Consider the following 15437-nt stretch of genomic DNA (forward strand, 5'->3'; position numbering starts at 1 on the left):
TTACGCGAAAACAAGCCCGCCGTCACCCGACAGCAGCAGTCACACCGGCCCGTGAATCAGCGGGGCTAGCAAGGGCTCGACCGGTCGATCGCCAGTGCTCTCGTGGTGGATACGCCACGCCTCATCGGAGGACTTTAGGTCCTCGACTGCCAGGGCGAGCATCGTGTTGTCGGCAGATTGCGACTCGCCGAGACTGCGCAGCAGGATGCGGTCCTTGAGCAGGCCCGATTCGCGAACGTCCCCAGCCTTAACCTCGACCAGCCGCATGGTGCGGTCCGCGGCCTGCATGGCAGCGTGGAATCTATCTGGCGTCGCCGAGATGCCGAGCACTACCGGTGCTGGCGGCTGGAAAGTGCCGATGTTCGTGATGCCGCCGCCAACGATGGTGCCGGCGATCGATTTACGGTCGGTGTTCTTAGTACCCGATCCACGATGCGCCTCGTCCCAAATGACCAGGAAGTCTTCGCCGCGTTCTCGGACGGTGTTGGCGATCATGTCCCAGGCGCCATGGGTGCGCTTGTCGTTTTGGGTGCCGTCTGGTCGGACGGCGTGCAACGTGGAGTTCTTTTGCATTGCCTGGATGTGGACGAAATAGATGTGACCAGGTTCAAGCGTGCGGTGGTCAACCTCGCTGATTAGGCGAATACGGTTGATGTCGATTGATCCGCCTGAAGCCTGGGTGATCTTTGAGATCGTCTGCGCGTTGAGCGAACGGTCGTCGGTAATCCACAGAACTGTCATGTTCGGGTTCGGAGTTCGCGAAGGCGTGCCCTTGTAAATCCCCTCGAGCACCGCTGTAGCGATCACAGTCTTGCCAGCCCCAGTAGGTGCCGTCAGACCGACAGCGGTGCGCTCTCGATCGTCGAGGTAGCCGGCTCGGGCCTTGGCTAGGTTGGTGAGCACCGATTCGACCGCAGTGCTCTGGTACGGCTCCAGAGTGAACTTCATCGCACACCACCGGTGACGTTGATGGTGTAGTTCGACAAGTAGTCCTCGTAGAGCTGGACAGTGTCGATCCCGACTGGGAGCCGCTCGACGGCCTGTTGATACTCGGCATCGGAATCGGTGATAACGAAAACGACCGACGGCGGGGTGCCGGTGGTCGCGGCGTTCGTAACCGCCTCGGCGAACGCCGTCAGCGTGTCGACGTCGAACAGAACGCCGTACGAATCAGTCAACGCCCACCCTTCGTCGGGAATCTCGTCAATGCGGGGACCGCGGGCGCCTCCTTCGAGCCACATTAGGGGGGCCACGGATTCGAACTCGTGGCCACGGCGAACCATGCCGGGATCGAGATAAGTGAGGTCGAACATCTCGACGTTAGCGAGCAGCCCGTCCGAGTACTTCGAACCATCGGGGCGCTTGCCGGTGACCACGGTAGATATACGAGGTCGGCAGACGTACTCAAAGACTCCGGAAGCCTCCCACTTGGCGTCCCCCGGGTGGAGCCCGGACTTTCGGAGCTTCTTGGCTTCGGCCACGCCAACCTCGTTGTTGGTTACGAGGATCGATTGGCGGGTGCCACCATCTTCGGCATTTAGCTGCATGGCAGCTTCAGTCGTAGTGCCAGACCCACCGAAGTAGTCGAGAATGACGGCATCCTTGGGAGCTGCCATGCGGAACCAGCGCATGAGCACCTCATGGTCCTTGGGAAAGGGAAAGCGCTTGTCGCCCAACAGAGCTGCGAGGCGGTTTGTTCCAGTGCGGCGGTCGCGGTAGAAGGAGGGGCTCGGCAACGAGTGCATCTGTTCTCGGAGCAGGCGCTTTCTGGTCGGGATACGGTCGCCGTCGAAAATGATGCGTCCGTCCGCGATTAGTTCGGCCATCATTTCGCGGCCTACGGACCATCCGTTCTTGGGCGGTTGATACTCGCGACCTGTCACAGGATCTGTAAGTACATACCTGAGGTTCGGTCGATAAAGCGAGTTTGCGAGGTCGCCCTCCAAGAAGACTTCACCTTCATCGTCAACCCGGTTGAACCGGCGAACGCCAGGCGGTAGATCCTTGCCCTCAGTACGAATGAACTTGCGCAGTGTTTGCTGCGCTTCCTCTGCGGACTTCCCCGCCTGAACGGCCTCACGCGCCACCCGCAACATCTCGGGTGCGAGAGGCTTCGGGTCGAGGAACTGGCCCACTTTGCTGGCGTCTCGACCGTAGACCAACATGTAGTCGAGGCCGCCGCCATGATGCTTGCTCAACGCGGAAACGCCGCCTTGCCAAGAGATGTTGACAATGAAGTTCTGGTCGCCAAGCACTTGATCCAGAAGCATTCTCAATCGGTGATGTTCGTCGTCACCGATCGACACAATGATTACGCCTGTGGGTTTCAGGAGGTCGCGAGCGATCAGAAGACGACGTTCCATGAATGACAACCACTTCGACGACTTGGCACGGTCGTTCTGGTCAACATATCGATCGTTATATATCCAGCTGCCATTTCCGGTGTTGTAGGGCGGGTCGATGTAGATCAGATCTACATTTCCACGGTGCGTGGACCGCAGTGCTTGCAGAGCGTGAAAGTTCTCGCCGTTGATGACGACATGACATGGTGCATCAGCGGACCCGCGTTCTATGCGCTCGACTGACCGGAGGCCCGGGTAAACCGGCTCGCCGAACTCGCGGACCACAATCAGCTCGGAAGTATGTCGCTCACCACCGTCGCCGCTGAGGGCAGCGATTTCGCGTGTGCGGTCGGTGAAGCTGTCTACGACCCAGGTTTCAGAAGACGATTCATCGCGCAACGCGACGCGAATCCCCTTACGGATGGGATGGTCGGGCAGACGAACGGACTCGGGCAGGTGCCTATCGAAGACGAGGCCGAAGCGACGAGATCCACGTAGGAGGTCGACCTCGTGAGCGAGTCGGGCTCGCAGCGTCTCGTCCTCGACGCGGGAAACCAACTGATCCAGCACGTTCGATTCGTCGCTCACATTGCTCCCTGCCGTGCCCTGGCCAACTAATACGCAAGAAGCCTATGAGGTCGTAGCGGCCTGCTCATCGCTGGCCTAGCGCACGAGTGACTAGCAGGGTCTTGTTGCCATAGCTTGTGGTCATAAGTGCTGGTCAGAGCGTCCTCTCTTGCGATCACTGTTAGTGTCACAGCATGTGTGGTCGGTACTCGGTAGCGGTGTCTGGCGCCGCCTTGGTCGATGTTCTTGACCTGGACGGGACGGAACCGGGGTTCGAGTGGGAGCCGGCCTACTCGGTTGCTCCTCGCACGCGGGCGCCGGTGATCCGGGATCGTCTGATCGGCGAACAGCGGGTGAGTGAGGCGTTTATGCCTACGTGGGGGTTGCGTCCGTCGTGGGCGAAGGAAAAGGGTCCGCGGCCGATTAACGCCCGGCTGGAGACTGCTGCGACCAATGGCATGTTTCGTTCGGCGTTCGCCTCTGCGCGGGCCCTGGTTCCGATGACCGGGTACTACGAGTGGCAGGAAGCTCTCGAGGCCGGGAAGAAGGTCAAGAACCCCAGCTATGTGCATGCCCCGGGTGACGAGCTGCTGCTCGCTGCGGGGCTGTTGGCCTTCCACCGCCAGGACGGTGATGAGCAGTGGCGGACGACGTTCACGATCATCACGCGGACGGGTGAGGATGCGGCTGGCGAGGTGCACGACCGCATGCCGGTCTTTGTGACCCCTGCCTCGTGGGACACCTGGTTGGCCCCGGAGAAGCTCGAGAAGGACCAGGTAGGAGACGTGCTGGATCTGCTGGACGTCGAGTCGCGGGCGGTGGCGTCGACTCTTCGAACCCGTCCAGTGTCACGGGCGGTCAACAACGTCCGTACCTTGGACCGCCGCGATGCCGGCCTGATCGAGGCGGTTACTCGCGGTGGTGGTGATCGCTGACGGTTCGCCCCTGGCGGTATCGAGGTTTGCCGTCGGCGCCGTTGCGATAGCGGCGGGGGTTGCGGGCGAGTCTGCGCAGGTCGCGCAGTAGCTCGATTGTGCGCGCCTCCCCCAGCTCGGTGATGGCGTCTCGGTAGGCGCCCTGCTTGGTGGGGTCGACATCTGGGAGGCCGGCCACGACGAGGTGCCACCGTAGGAGTTCGAGGAACTGGTCTTCGCCTGCTTGCTCGGCTGCTCGGCGCAGTGGGCCCAGCAGTTCGTCCATGTGGCGCACCCTAGGTGTCGCCTCCGACAAGGGTCGGTTAGTGCAGGTCCCTTGCGGCGATGAGTCCGGTGATGAAGTCGGTGACGCGGTCGGCCTCGGCATCGGTGAGATCAAACCGTTGGCCCCCGACGATGGTGCGGGCGGGGCCGAGTGGTTCGAGCCCGTAGAGGACTCGAGTGGCGGCAGACAGTGCGGCTCGGTTGGCGATGGATTCGATGGTGCAGTCCAAGGCGTCGGCGATTGCGGTGAGCTGGTCCCGGCTGATGACGGCGGGCGGCGTGGCCTGTCGGTAGGCGGTGGGTTGGGATTGGCCGCGTTCCCAGGCGCTGATCCAGGGGGATTTCACTCCGATGGCCACGGCCAGTTTGAGCTGGGTGAGTCCGGCCGCCATGCGTGCAGCGCGGATGGCGCGGCCGAGTGATCGGGCTTCGTCTGGGGTCACCGGGGCTCCTTGTCTGTGGTGTCGGTGTTGAGGGTGGCCAGGACGGCCCAGTGTCCGTCGCTGCAGGTGACGTCGAGGACGGGGACGGCCGGAGTCGTCCCAGGCTGGATGGTGGCGGTGATGCGGTGGTCGAGGTCGATGTGGGCGTGCAGCTCGGTGGGGCCTGTCCCGACAATGAACGTCATGCCTCCCCCTCTCCCCCACTGGTCGGTCCGTCGGTGAGGTCGGCGCGGCGCGTGGTTTCGCGGCGCATGGCGCGGCCTTGGTCAAGGAGGATCTCGAAGAGGTCGTCGGTGGGCGCTTCGGTGCTGGCACGGGTCAGCTCAGCGGCGGTGCGGGCGAATCGGCGGCGGTAGGCGGCGTCGAGGACGTCGGCCGCGAGGGTGCGCACTCCGATGGCGGGGGTTCCGAGTAGTGCGACGACCTGGAGGGCGTCGGCGAGGAGCCGTCCGTGGTGGCCGGCCATGCGGCCGGCGTTGGTGAGTGCGGCGAGCACTCGCGGGGCGTGGTGGGGTTCGCTTGCCGCGATGAGGTCGGCAATGACCTGGAAAAGGTCGCCGTATCGGGGGTTGAGGAAGTCGCTTGCCTCGAGGTGGCGGGTGATGTGGCGAGCTTCGGTGATGTCGTTGGTGTGCAGCAGGGCGCAGAGGAGTGCGGCTTCGGGGTCGAGTTCGGGGACGGTGGGTGCGTCGTCGGTGGCGGCGAGGTCGTCGACGTCGACCGGGTCGGCGGTGGCCAGCGGGTCCTCGGCGGTCATGGTGTGCATTGTGTGTCCCCTCCCCTACTGGCGGGTGATTCAGGCGGCGGTGCGGCCGAGGTCCTTGATGCGGTCGGGTCGGAATCCGGCCCAGTGGTCGGTGCCGGCGACGACTACGGGGGCCTGGAGGTGGCCGAGAGCCATGACGTAGTCGCGGGCTTCGGTGTCGGTGGTGATGTCGACGAGCTCGTAGTCCAGGCCGGCCTTCTCGAGCGCCTTGATGGTGGCGCCGCACTGCACGCACTGGGGCTTGGTGTACACGGTGATGGCCATGGCGGTGGTCCTTTCGGTCGTGGTGTCCGTCTGCCTCGCGGCGATGGGCGGGGGTTGTGGGTCAGGCGGCGTAGATCGCGCGGCGGATGGTGCCGACGATCTCGGTGTCGTCTTCGTCGGCGACGACGGTGACCCGGTCCTCGTGAACGGTGAGCGGGTTGACCGAGAGGTCGAGGACTGTGGCGAGCGTGGCGGCGGCCTCCCAGGGCTCGGTCGCGGTGACGGAGTAGGTGATGCGGGCCATGGCTGGCTCCTTTCGGGTTCGGGGTGAGTGGCCTTGTGGCCTGCTCTGCTTCTAGTGTACACGCATCATGCGTGTATGGTACGTCTATGGCGCGTTAATGTGCTCTCACCTGCGGGTTTTTCGCGCCACCGCCTCGGCTGTGCCGTTCGCGCATGGCCCCCCTTTCCCTGACACCTGCCGATCTGGTGTGTAGCGAACGGAGTCAAGGAAGGGCACCCGGGCGGCGGTGAAGAATCTGCCCCGAAATAAGCGCAGCGCGGGGCAGATTGTTTGCCGACGACCGGGCGGCGGCGAAGCCGACGCCGACCTTGACACCGGTAGTGGAGCACCAAGACTCGCAGTGGCAGGGAAAGAGGGCTGACCACCGACTACCCGTGGTGGAAGGTCTTGCCCCCGCCCGTCGGGTGGGGCTTGCTAAGCCAGCCGCAGAACGTCTGACCGTGCAATCGAGTTCGCGCGTTGTGACTCGAGCTGCAGGCGGCGAGGGTCGGCCATGAATGCTTTGAGGGCGTTGGCGCTTGGGAAGTCGATTCGTTGAATCTCGATCGGATCGGTAGTTGCTTGGCGTTCGACTTGATCGCGCGAACAGAGTCTTCCGCCGTGATCGGCGATAAGCGGAAGGACTTCGTCCTCGTAGAGGCGAAGGGCGTCCTCCCGGCCGGGGTACGGCCACAGCAGAACGCAGAGCCTGACAGTCACGGACCAATACTATGCGTGTGCTGCGTTTTCACGCCAGGGCCATTTGGCATCGCGCGACGGAAGCCCCCGTGGTGGATCTCGACCCGGTTGCCGCGTTGGGGGCTACGTCGCGGGAGTCACCAGGCGGTGTTGCACGCGGGAGCTGGCCCCAGTCGACTCGCGGCGGTGCGGAAGATAGTGCTCTTAGTGGGTGAGGGTGCGGGTTGCTCGGAGGGTGGCGAGGAGGTCGGTGCGTCCGGTTGGGGTGATGCGGGGTGCGATGACGGCGTGGGGTTCGTCGCCGAGGGCGATGAGATGAGCGTGATGTTGGCCGGTGTTGGCGGCGTGGATGTCGATGGTGGTGGCTGCGGCGTGGTGTGCGGCGAGGTCGAGGGCTTCGGCGTGGCTGCCGGTGGTGGCCAGGGTGTCCTGGTGGAGGAGTTGGCCGGTGGGGGTGGTCGTGGTGATGGTGACGATGTGCATGGGTCTACCTCTTGTAGGTGGTGCGGCCGCCGGCGCGGAAGGGGCTGGTGTCGGAGTGGTAGGGCTTGCCGTCGTTGTATTCGGCGTCGAGGCGGTCGAGCAGCTCCTCGAAGGCGCGGACGGTGAAGGCGACGGCGCTGGGCAGGTCCTCGTCCTTGTCGAGGGCTTCGCAGGTGCCCCAGATGCGTTCGACCAGGTCGGCTGGCAGGCGCATGTTCCAGTTGCGGTATTCGGGGGCGTCGGCCGGCCGTGGGGTGCCCTCCCCTGCTGCGGCTTGGGCGACGAGGCTGTCGGTGGTCTTGCGCTTGCGGACGGGCGGTGTGGCGGCCATGGGTTCAGGTCCTTTCGGCGGTCAGGGTGGTGAGCAGCTCGTGGAAGCTGTCGCGGACGGTGACGGCGGCGATGTCGCGGAGCTCGTCGAGTCCTTGACCGTTGGCGGCGGCTTCGGCGATGAAGGCGCGGCGTGGGATGTCGTGGGGGTGGACGGTGTAGCCGGATTGGGTGGCCCAGTCGCGGATCTCGGTGGCGACGCGGCCGTGGGTGGCGGTGCGGGTGGTGTCGCGCAGGTTGATGAGGATGTCGGGGTCGGGCAGGGGCCGGCTGGGGCGGAGGTCTTCGTTGATCTCGTCGACGAGCTCGCCGGTGTCGCTGATGCCGTTGAAGGAGTCGTTTTCGGGTTCGGTGACCAGGAGGACCCGGTCGGCTGAGTAGAGGGCGTTGATGGTTCCCAGGGACAGGCCGCGGTCGCAGTCGATGATGACGAGGTCGTAGTTGTCGCGGACGGTGTCGAGGGCTTTGTGTAGGACTTTTCCGGGGGCCACTCCCCCGAGCGCCTGCAGGGCTGCGGCGAGTTTGCCGCGGCCGGAGGGGACGATGTCCAGGCCGGGGCGGCGGGTGGTGTGGGTGGCGCCGGCGAGGGTGACGCCTGGGGTGCGGGCGTAGATGTCGGCGAGGGTGTGTCCGTCGGGGTCGCGGTTTCCGAGGATGCGCAGGGCTACTCCCCCTTGGGCGTCGTGGTCGATGACTAGGACGCGCTTGCCGCCTGCGACGGCGGTGTGGGCGAGCATGAGGGCGGTGGTGGTCTTGCCGACGCCGCCCTTGTGGTTGGCGATCGCGATGACCGTGGTCATTGGTGCTTTCCCTTCGTTATGCGTGCATGGTGCGAGTATATCGGCGCATGGTGCGGGTATGTCGCACGTGTGATGCTTGGGTGCGGGGCGTGTCGTGGGTGATGTGCGGGATGGGTGGCCGGCGGGGGGGCGTGGTGCTTAGCGGAGCGGCGCCACGCCCGACCGCCCCGCCGGCCTAGCCGGCGGCCTCCTCGTCCTGGTCTTCGTCGGTGAGGGCGTCGGCGATGAGGTGGACGGCCTCCTGGACCCGGACGGCGGTGGCCTTGATGGTGTCGGCCTGTCCCCCGCTCCAGCTGGCGAGGTAGCCGACGCTGTAATCGCTCGTGTCGAGGTCGTGCAGTGCGGCCACGACGTAGGCGACGGATTCGGCCTCGAGTTCGCGGGTGGCCTGGTCGGGCTCGTTGGTGAGCTTGCCCTCTTCGTCGGTGTGCAAGATCGCGTGCGCGGCCTCGTGGATGGCAGTCTTGGCGGCGTGGGCGTCGGACAGGTCCGCGTCTACGACGATGCGGCGGGTTCCGTCGACGGTGCAGTAGCCGTTGGACTCGCCGGGGATCTGCTCGCGGGTGACGGTCCAGCCCTGGCCGGTCATCCACTCGCTGATGCGCTCGTAGAGGGCGGCGTGGTCGTCGCCCTGGAGCTGGGCGACGGGGGCGGTGAGCTGCTCGACTCCCTCGATGGGGTCGGTCTGGGAGATGTCGAACACGCTGACCACGGGCGGTGGGCACTTAATGGCCTTGCGGGTGGTCTCTCCGGTGGCCTCGTCGGTCTCGGAGACGAGGCGGAACGGCTTGCCGAAGATCCGGATCCCCTTCTCACCTTTGCGGACCTGGCGGCCCTTGGCCTGCCACGCCTTGAATCCGGCGACCTGGGTCGCGTGCGGACACTGCACCTGGATCAGCATCGTGTTGTTGAAGCTGTAGCGGTGGAACGATCCGAGGAAGTCCAGCCACCTGAGCCACTGGCCGGACTGCATGAGGGCGTCGACGGCGGCGGACAGCTCGTCGTGCATCTGCTCGACCTTCTCGGCGCGGGCCGCGCGGGCGGCCTCTTTCTGCTGCGGGGTGTAGGTCTTGCGGGCCATGGCTGGCTCCTTTCGGGTGCGAGGTGAGCGGGTGGTCCCGGCTCTGTCTTCTATTGTACACGCATCATGCGTGCATGGTACGTCTATGGTGCGTTAATGTGCTCTCACCTGCTGCGGGTCCGCCGGGCCCGGCCCGCCGATTGGCGGGCCGGGGACTATGGCTAGAGGTGCAGCTGGTCGGTGCACCCGGTGCAGCGGCTGCCGCTCTGGCCGGAGGTGATGACCTCGGCGCAGTTGGTGCAGCGGCGGGCGGGGTGGACGAACGCGGCGCGGCCGTTCTCGTAGTGCCACAGCACTTCGGTGCCGTCGGGATTGGTCACGAGCCGGATTTCGGCCGCGATAGTGCGGCCCTCGTCCGGGACCTCGAGATCGAAGGTCTCGAGCAGGGTGCCTGGCTTGGTCATGGTGGTCCTTTCGGGTGCGGGGTGAGCGGGTGGTCCCGGCTCTGTCTTCTATTGTACACGCGTCATGCGTGTATGGTACGTCTATGGTGCGTTAATGTGCTCTCACCTGCGGGTTTTTCGCGCCACCGCCTCGGCTGTGCCATTCGCGCAGTGTCCCCCTTTCCCTGACACCTGCCGATTTTCGTGCGCAGCGAACGGGGTCAAGAGAGGGCACCCGGACTGCTGCGACGAATCCGCCCCGAAATAAGCGCAGCGCGGGGCGGATTGGTCGTGGCCGGCCGGGCGACGGCGAAGCCGGCGCCGACCTTGACCCCGGAAGTGGAGCACGCACAATCGCGGTGGCAGGGAAAGAGGGCCGCCCACCAGTGCCCACCCAGAGGCCGGGCCACCGTCGCTTGGACGGTAGCCCGGCATCGGGAGGGGTCTTACAGCTCGTCGGTGTCGACGTGGTCGCCGCAGGCGCGGCGCTCGACGGGGGACAGGGCGTAGCCCTGGTCCTCGATGAACCGGAGGTAGGCCACAGTGCGGCGGTCGATGTGTCGCCAGGAGCCCTTGTGGGTGTTGACCTCGTGGGCGATCAGGCACATGGCCAGGCTGGTCATGGTGGCTTTAGCGGTGGTCATCGCCTCGGTGTCCGGGACCGTCAGGTAGGTCTCGCGCTCGCCTCGCAGTCGGTCCGCGGAGAGCAGGTGCGGGCTGGTGGTAATGGTGGCGGCGACGAACGCGGCGCTGTTCTTCGGCGCGGCCTTGCGGGCGCAGAAGGTCTTGAGCCAGTCGCGGCGGACCTGCTCGGCGGCAAGCCACGCCTTGTTTGCGGCGATGACGTCGCGTCGTTCGGCCCGCTTCTGCTCGCGCTCTTCCTCAGTCGGTTCGCCCTGGGACGCGGTGCTCCACGGGGTTTTCCACCCTCGGGCGGCGAGGTCGTCGCAGTACCAGCGGGCCTGGACTACCAGCGCTTCGTGGACCTGGCTCCGGATGATCGCGTCCTCGGGCCGGTCCTCCTCGTCGTCCTCGTAGATCTCGTACGGGTCGACCGGCTCCCCGGTGGCCGTGAGGACGGTGGTGAAGTCGGCATCAAGCCGGACGGCGAGGTGGTCGCCAGGGTTGTCGGGGTCGATGGTGACCTTCTCACCGGTCTCGACGTCGACCAGCCTGTCGACCCACTCGCCCTTGGAGTCGTAGGCGGGCCAGCCCTCGAGGACGGGCACACCCTTGGTCTCCCACTGGGCGCGGGCCTCGGCCAGGGCGGCGGCGATCTGCCGCTGCTGACGCAGGCGAGCGGCCTGGTGCTCGAACTGGCCGGTGGCGGCGGCACGGACGAGGCTGTCGACGGCGCGGTCATCGTCGGCGAACTCGGCAACGACGGCGGCTTGGGTGATGGTCAGGTCGTAGCGGTCGAGAGTGTCGGTGTCGGGCATGGTGGTGGCCGCGTCGACGGTGGAGCGGTCGACGCGCAGGCGCTTGCTGATCTGGGCGGGGGAGATGCCAAAGGCGGCGAGCTGGGCGATGGTCTCGGCCTGCTCGCGGGTGGTGAGGTTCTGTCGCTGCTGGTTCTCGTCCCACTGGGCCGCGATCAGGTCAGTCTTGCCGTCTAGGTCGTCTGCCGGGGCAGAGGTGACGATGACGGGGACCTGGTCGAGTTCGGCAGCCACGGCGGCGAGGGTGCGGCGGTGGCCGTGCTTGACGACCAGGTCGTTGTTGTCGTCGCGGTAGGCGTTGATCGGCTCAAGGAGGCCGTGTTCGCGGACGCTGGCGACCAGGTCGTCGGAGGCTTTGGCGTCGCGGATGTTCGAGACGAGGGTCAGCTCGGAGGGGCTGACGTGGATGAGGTTCATCGTGGTGTCCACGGTGGTCCTTTCGGGTACGGGGTGAGCGGCCTTGTGGCTGCTCTGCTTCTAGTATACACGCGCCATGCGTGTATGGTACGTCTGAGGTGCGTTAATGTGCTTTCACCTGCGGTTATGGCGCTGGGGCGTAGACGATGTGGGGGACTCCTTGGTGGGTGTAGTAGCCCTCGGTGTAGGTGCCGGTGTCGGAGGGTTCGTCGTGTCCGATCGCCCACACTTGGGCGGCGAGGTCTGCGGCGTCGAGCTCGCCGTCGGGTGAGTGGTGGGGGGTGACGATTCCGCTTCGGGGGCCGATGGTGACGCGGCGGGCGCGGTGTTCTCCGGCACGGGCGAGGTTGACGGTGTCGCGCATGAGTTCGCGCAGGTTGGTCGAGCGCAGTGGTTCGGCGGTGGTCATGCGGCCAGAGTGGCACGGTTCGTGGGCGTCGGCGGCTTCGGTGGACACCTGGGCGCGGGTGTTGTGGGGGAGGGGTGGGGTGTGAAATGCGCTGGAGGGGGTCGCCAGGCGGGCGACCCCCTCCAGCGGCCGGTTAGGGCATCAGGACGTCGAAGTGGGTGAGGCGGACGCCGTTCTTGCCGTTGCTGGTGAACCGTGCGGAGATCGCGCGGGCGCGGGGGCCGATGGTGAGGACTGCGGCGACGTAGTGCACGGCCATATGCGGCGTGACCTGAACGGTATCGACCCGGGGTTCGATGAGGGTTGCGCGGTCGGTGTCGTTGGTGCGGGCCTGGCGGGCGACTGCGGCGCGGTTGATCGCTGCGGCTCCTGCCTCGGTGGCGATCTGGTCGAGGTTGGTTACGCGGCTGCGCTGGCGGTTGTAGACGGCGACGGCGACGTTGATGGCGCGGTCGATCTCGCGGCGGACGCGAGCGTCGACGGTGACGGGGCGCTCGGCGGGTGCGCCGTGGTTGCGGTCGACCTGCTGGGCGATGTCCTGGTGGGCGGTGGCCTCGATCTGCTCGGTGAGCCAGTCACTGGCCACGAGCGGGGTGACGCCGTAGTGGCGCATCTCGGCGTAGGCGGCGGCGATCCCCTCGGCGCCGGGGACGGTGAACGTGGGCGACGTGAGCATGGTCGCTCCTTTCGGGTTCGGGGTGAGTGGCCTTGTGGCCTGCTCTGCTTCTAGTGTACACGCATCATGCGTGTATGGTACGTCTATGGCGCGTTAATGTGCTCTCACCTGCGGGTTTTTCGCGCCACCGCCTCGGCTGTGCCGTTCGCGCAGGGCCCCCCTTTCCCTGACACCTGCCGATCGTGTGGGCCGCGAACCGGAGTCAAGAGAGGGCACCCGGACGGACGCGGGGAATCTGCGGCGAAATAAGCGAGCGCAGCGAGCGCGTCGCAGATTGGTCGTGGCCGGCCGGGCGACGGCGAAGCCGGCGCCGACCTTGACGCAGGGAGCGGAACACAAAGACTCGCAGTGGCAGGGAAAGAGGGCCACCCACCGGTTCGCCCCACCACCGGGCAGTGCCGGCGTCCACGGCCAGGGATCTACGCCTCGGGAGTCTGCGGGCGGTGTTGCACGCGGGAGCTGGCCCCAGTCGACCCGCGGCGGCCGGGCAGATAGTGCTCTTAGGTGGTGACGGGCAGTGCTTCGGATCGGATGCTGATGCCGATGTTGCGGGCTTTGGCGCCGCTGAGTTGGGGGTGGTTCTGGCCGTGGCTGTCGGTGTAGATGGTGGCGGCCAGGTCGTGTTCGTCGGCGTCGATGATGACGTCGTCGCCGATGGTGAGGCTGGTGTGGGCGTTCTCGGCGAGTTGTTTGCGTAGCTCGACGTCGTAGACGACCTCGCCGGTGAAGGTGCGGGCGGTGGGGTTGTAGGCGCGGTGTCGCACTTTGATGGTGAGCACGCTGCTGCCGGATTTGAGCTGGTTGAGGGTGCCGATTTCGATGACGTTGCCGTCGATGACCATGGCTGGTCCTTTCGAGTGTGGGGTGACTGTTCGTCTGCGACTCAGCTTAGCTGGGCCCGTACCTGGTGGTGATTGTCCTGATGTGTTCAGGCCGGTAGCCGCACCACTGGAGTTCTGGGGTGATGATGACTGGCAGGGCGGTCACCCAGTCCTGCTCGGTGAGTCCCTCGAGTGCGTCCGGGTCTTCGTCGATGTCCACGTACAAGAACGCAACACCGGCTTGATCCAGGAGCTTTTTGGTCCTTATGCACGGCGGACAGGACTCGCGTCCGTAGAGCGTGACGAGCAAGCCGGTCATGGCTGGGACAGCACCCCCGACGTAGTCGTAGTGCGGCACTCGGACAGTTCAGGAGAGGCCGTGTGCATGGGGCAAGAGTACGACCGCTCGGAGTCAGTGGACGCTGGTGACATCACAGTGGGGGAGCAGACCGAGGGGCGTGGCTAGGCCGGCGCTCTCGCGCTGGCGTCGCGGCGGTCGGGCCCACCGGAGGGGAGTGGCGACCGCGGGGGGCTGCTCGACGAGGAGGACGAGGATGGGTGCGGTGCCGCGGAGCAGGGTGTGGGCGAGGGCGCTGCCCGCGAGCCTCAGCGTGAGTGAGACGTGCGCGAAGAACGTGGAGCCCGCGGAGAGTCCGCGCTGTCTCTGCGTGGCTCTCGGCGTGCCAGCAGGCGCGCTCACCGCAGATGCGGGCGGCCAGCTCCTGGGCCCTCGTCAGCGCACCTGTACGACGGGACGCGGCGTCCAGGTCCAGAGTGGAGGCGGCGGACCAGAGCGTTCCGCGGCCGGTGCCCGCCCGGGTAGCGAGCCCGGCGTCCTCGAGCTGCCGGAGGAGGTGGAGGACCCCGTGGGTGGCGTCCCCGGGAGGGAGGCCCAGGAGAGCAGCGAGTTGGCGGGTGGGGGAGGCGGGGTGGCGTAGCAGGGTGAGGAGGGTTCGCCGGCTGGTGTGGCGGAGGAGTCCCCAGAGGGGGTGCTGCAAGGGCACCGCAGGGCTTGTGACGTCATGGTCGGTTTCCCCCCGGTAAGTGGTCGCGGGGACCGCGAGGTCATACCGGGTGGCTTCCCGCGGGGTGGTGGAGCTCCACGGGTGGCTCACGACAAGCAGCCCTCGCTTAACCAGGGCCGCGAGCCTGTCGGACGCTGCGCCGTCGGACAGGTGGAGTGCGAGCTGCAGATCTCGGCGAGCGATCGGCCGGCTCGCCAGTCCGTACCCGTCGCTGAACCGGTCGATGACCACGGCGGCAGCTGCCTGGAGGTCGGCATCACCCCACCAGCGGATCTCCTCGCGTGCTGCGTCGAGGGTGCGGCGGTCTGACTCGGGGATCTCAGGGCGGAATGCTCGCGCACGCCGAGCGATCGCAGCCCAGTGCTGCCGACAGGCGGACCAGTCAGAAGTCCGGTCGTCCCGGCGGGACACCTCGTCACGTTGACGAAACTTCCCGAAAGCAGCAGTGCGCTGGTACCACCACAGCGCGGCGGTCGCCGAGCGGATGCCGTGACGCCAAAGAACCCACGCGGCGTCCGTGGCGGCCGCTGACCGGTCGCGGCGGGTGTCGTCGTTGAGGATCGCCCAATCCTCGGGCGTGAACTGTGCGCGCCGGCGCCACGCTCGAGGTGCTTCGGTCACCAGGCGCGTGCCGTCGTCAACCGGCAACGGCAGGGGAATGGCTGAGGGAGCCGGCTGTCGACGACGCAGCCGCTGTGGCGCGGATCCCCGCGCGTCGCGAGGAAGCGATGCCTGGACAGCTCGGATTACCGTGCGAACGTCAGTCGCTTTCCCGGTCTCGAGGTCGACGAGCTGCGCGGGACGCCCCTCGGGTTTGAGGCTTACGCTGCCCGGCAGTCGAATGGCCTTGCCCTCACGGTGGTCGATCGCCGCGGCCGGCAGCCGATGGTGCTCACGGATGAGAGCGACACGTCGCAGGAGCTCGTCGCGGCCGTGCCTGGTCGCCGGAATACACCAGAGGTGGAGACAGTCGTCGCGCCCGGAGGCGACCGCGGCGACGACCACGGTCGCAGTATCCGCAGCCGCCTGACGAATCTCGGGGACTACTAGTTCGGCGCACTCGTCGATGT

At 66.4% G+C, this 15437-nt stretch carries 22 protein-coding genes; 3 read left to right on the plus strand and 19 right to left on the minus strand.

What is annotated here, in order from left to right; translation table 11 throughout:
• Nucleotides 1-39: 39 nt before the first annotated feature.
• Nucleotides 40-948: a DEAD/DEAH box helicase family protein gene (locus tag ABD250_RS16390; RefSeq protein WP_241730564.1), complete on the minus strand. Its 909-nt coding sequence runs from the start codon at nt 946-948 to the stop codon at nt 40-42.
• On the minus strand, nt 945-2930 hold the full coding sequence (locus ABD250_RS16395) for a DNA methyltransferase (protein ID WP_182658268.1): 1986 nt from the start codon (nt 2928-2930) through the stop codon (nt 945-947). Before ABD250_RS16395 ends, ABD250_RS16390 begins: the two co-directional genes overlap by 4 nt.
• Before the next feature lie 173 nt (nt 2931-3103).
• Between ABD250_RS16395 and ABD250_RS16400 the strand changes: the two genes are divergently transcribed.
• Nucleotides 3104-3844, plus strand: coding sequence for an SOS response-associated peptidase (locus ABD250_RS16400; RefSeq protein ID WP_182658269.1), 741 nt, complete (start codon nt 3104-3106; stop codon nt 3842-3844).
• On the opposite strand, the gene ABD250_RS16405 is transcribed toward ABD250_RS16400, so the two are convergent.
• The 17 genes from ABD250_RS16405 to ABD250_RS16485 form a co-directional block, all read right to left on the minus strand.
• On the minus strand, nt 3819-4109 hold the full coding sequence (locus ABD250_RS16405) for a hypothetical protein (protein WP_182658270.1): 291 nt from the start codon (nt 4107-4109) through the stop codon (nt 3819-3821). The two genes, ABD250_RS16400 and ABD250_RS16405, sit on opposite strands and share 26 nt — an antisense overlap.
• Before the next feature lie 37 nt (nt 4110-4146).
• Nucleotides 4147-4551 (minus strand): helix-turn-helix transcriptional regulator, encoded by a 405-nt coding sequence (locus tag ABD250_RS16410; RefSeq protein WP_344393352.1) that lies wholly within the window; start codon nt 4549-4551, stop codon nt 4147-4149.
• Nucleotides 4548-4736, minus strand: a complete 189-nt coding sequence (locus ABD250_RS16415) for a hypothetical protein (RefSeq protein ID WP_182659573.1) — start codon at nt 4734-4736, stop codon at nt 4548-4550. Before ABD250_RS16415 ends, ABD250_RS16410 begins: the two co-directional genes overlap by 4 nt.
• Nucleotides 4733-5308 (minus strand): DnaB-like helicase N-terminal domain-containing protein, encoded by a 576-nt coding sequence (locus ABD250_RS16420; protein WP_182659572.1) that lies wholly within the window; start codon nt 5306-5308, stop codon nt 4733-4735. Before ABD250_RS16420 ends, ABD250_RS16415 begins: the two co-directional genes overlap by 4 nt.
• A 39-nt stretch (nt 5309-5347) precedes the next feature.
• Complete coding sequence (gene nrdH / locus ABD250_RS16425) at nt 5348-5581, minus strand: glutaredoxin-like protein NrdH (RefSeq protein WP_017838629.1); 234 nt, start codon at nt 5579-5581, stop codon at nt 5348-5350.
• 61 nt (nt 5582-5642) lie between these two features.
• The gene (locus ABD250_RS16430) at nt 5643-5825 is read right to left on the minus strand and encodes a hypothetical protein (RefSeq protein ID WP_017838630.1); all 183 of its coding nucleotides are present in this window, start codon (nt 5823-5825) and stop codon (nt 5643-5645) included.
• A gap of 414 nt (nt 5826-6239) precedes the next feature.
• On the minus strand, nt 6240-6524 hold the full coding sequence (locus tag ABD250_RS16435) for a hypothetical protein (RefSeq protein WP_156776066.1): 285 nt from the start codon (nt 6522-6524) through the stop codon (nt 6240-6242).
• A 183-nt stretch (nt 6525-6707) separates the two neighbouring features.
• Nucleotides 6708-6986, minus strand: a complete 279-nt coding sequence (locus tag ABD250_RS16440; protein ID WP_182659571.1) for a hypothetical protein — start codon at nt 6984-6986, stop codon at nt 6708-6710.
• A 4-nt stretch (nt 6987-6990) separates the two neighbouring features.
• On the minus strand, nt 6991-7317 hold the full coding sequence (locus tag ABD250_RS16445; protein WP_017836510.1) for a hypothetical protein: 327 nt from the start codon (nt 7315-7317) through the stop codon (nt 6991-6993).
• Nucleotides 7318-7321: 4 nt separating this feature from the next.
• Entirely contained in the window at nt 7322-8116 is a 795-nt protein-coding gene (locus tag ABD250_RS16450) for a ParA family protein (RefSeq protein ID WP_067715302.1), read from the minus strand.
• A gap of 175 nt (nt 8117-8291) precedes the next feature.
• A complete protein-coding gene (locus tag ABD250_RS16455) occupies nt 8292-9197 on the minus strand; it encodes an ArdC-like ssDNA-binding domain-containing protein (protein WP_182659570.1) in 906 nt (301 codons plus the stop codon).
• 161 nt (nt 9198-9358) lie between these two features.
• Nucleotides 9359-9601: a hypothetical protein gene (locus ABD250_RS16460; RefSeq protein ID WP_069388970.1), complete on the minus strand. Its 243-nt coding sequence runs from the start codon at nt 9599-9601 to the stop codon at nt 9359-9361.
• A 425-nt stretch (nt 9602-10026) separates the two neighbouring features.
• The gene (locus ABD250_RS16465; protein WP_182659569.1) at nt 10027-11448 is read right to left on the minus strand and encodes a ParB N-terminal domain-containing protein; all 1422 of its coding nucleotides are present in this window, start codon (nt 11446-11448) and stop codon (nt 10027-10029) included.
• Between the two features lie 112 nt (nt 11449-11560).
• Nucleotides 11561-11845, minus strand: a complete 285-nt coding sequence (locus tag ABD250_RS16470; RefSeq protein WP_182659568.1) for a hypothetical protein — start codon at nt 11843-11845, stop codon at nt 11561-11563.
• Nucleotides 11846-11978: 133 nt separating this feature from the next.
• Complete coding sequence (locus tag ABD250_RS16475; RefSeq protein WP_182659567.1) at nt 11979-12521, minus strand: hypothetical protein; 543 nt, start codon at nt 12519-12521, stop codon at nt 11979-11981.
• A gap of 500 nt (nt 12522-13021) precedes the next feature.
• Nucleotides 13022-13363 carry a hypothetical protein gene (locus tag ABD250_RS16480; RefSeq protein WP_107749306.1) on the minus strand — a complete coding sequence of 114 codons (342 nt, stop codon included), beginning with the start codon at nt 13361-13363 and terminating at the stop codon, nt 13022-13024.
• Nucleotides 13364-13409: 46 nt separating this feature from the next.
• The gene (locus ABD250_RS16485) at nt 13410-13661 is read right to left on the minus strand and encodes a glutaredoxin family protein (protein WP_083249576.1); all 252 of its coding nucleotides are present in this window, start codon (nt 13659-13661) and stop codon (nt 13410-13412) included.
• Between the two features lie 361 nt (nt 13662-14022).
• Here ABD250_RS16485 and ABD250_RS16490 point away from each other — a divergent pair, with 361 nt between their 5' ends.
• Both ABD250_RS16490 and ABD250_RS16495 read left to right on the plus strand, forming a co-directional pair.
• Nucleotides 14023-14280 carry a hypothetical protein gene (locus tag ABD250_RS16490; protein ID WP_268099998.1) on the plus strand — a complete coding sequence of 86 codons (258 nt, stop codon included), beginning with the start codon at nt 14023-14025 and terminating at the stop codon, nt 14278-14280.
• 168 nt (nt 14281-14448) lie between these two features.
• Complete coding sequence (locus ABD250_RS16495; RefSeq protein WP_069388974.1) at nt 14449-14676, plus strand: hypothetical protein; 228 nt, start codon at nt 14449-14451, stop codon at nt 14674-14676.
• Nucleotides 14677-15437: the final 761 nt, after the last annotated feature.

Origin of the sequence: Dietzia cercidiphylli (genome assembly GCF_039531545.1) — a bacterium.
Classification (GTDB): domain Bacteria; phylum Actinomycetota; class Actinomycetes; order Mycobacteriales; family Mycobacteriaceae; genus Dietzia; species Dietzia natronolimnaea.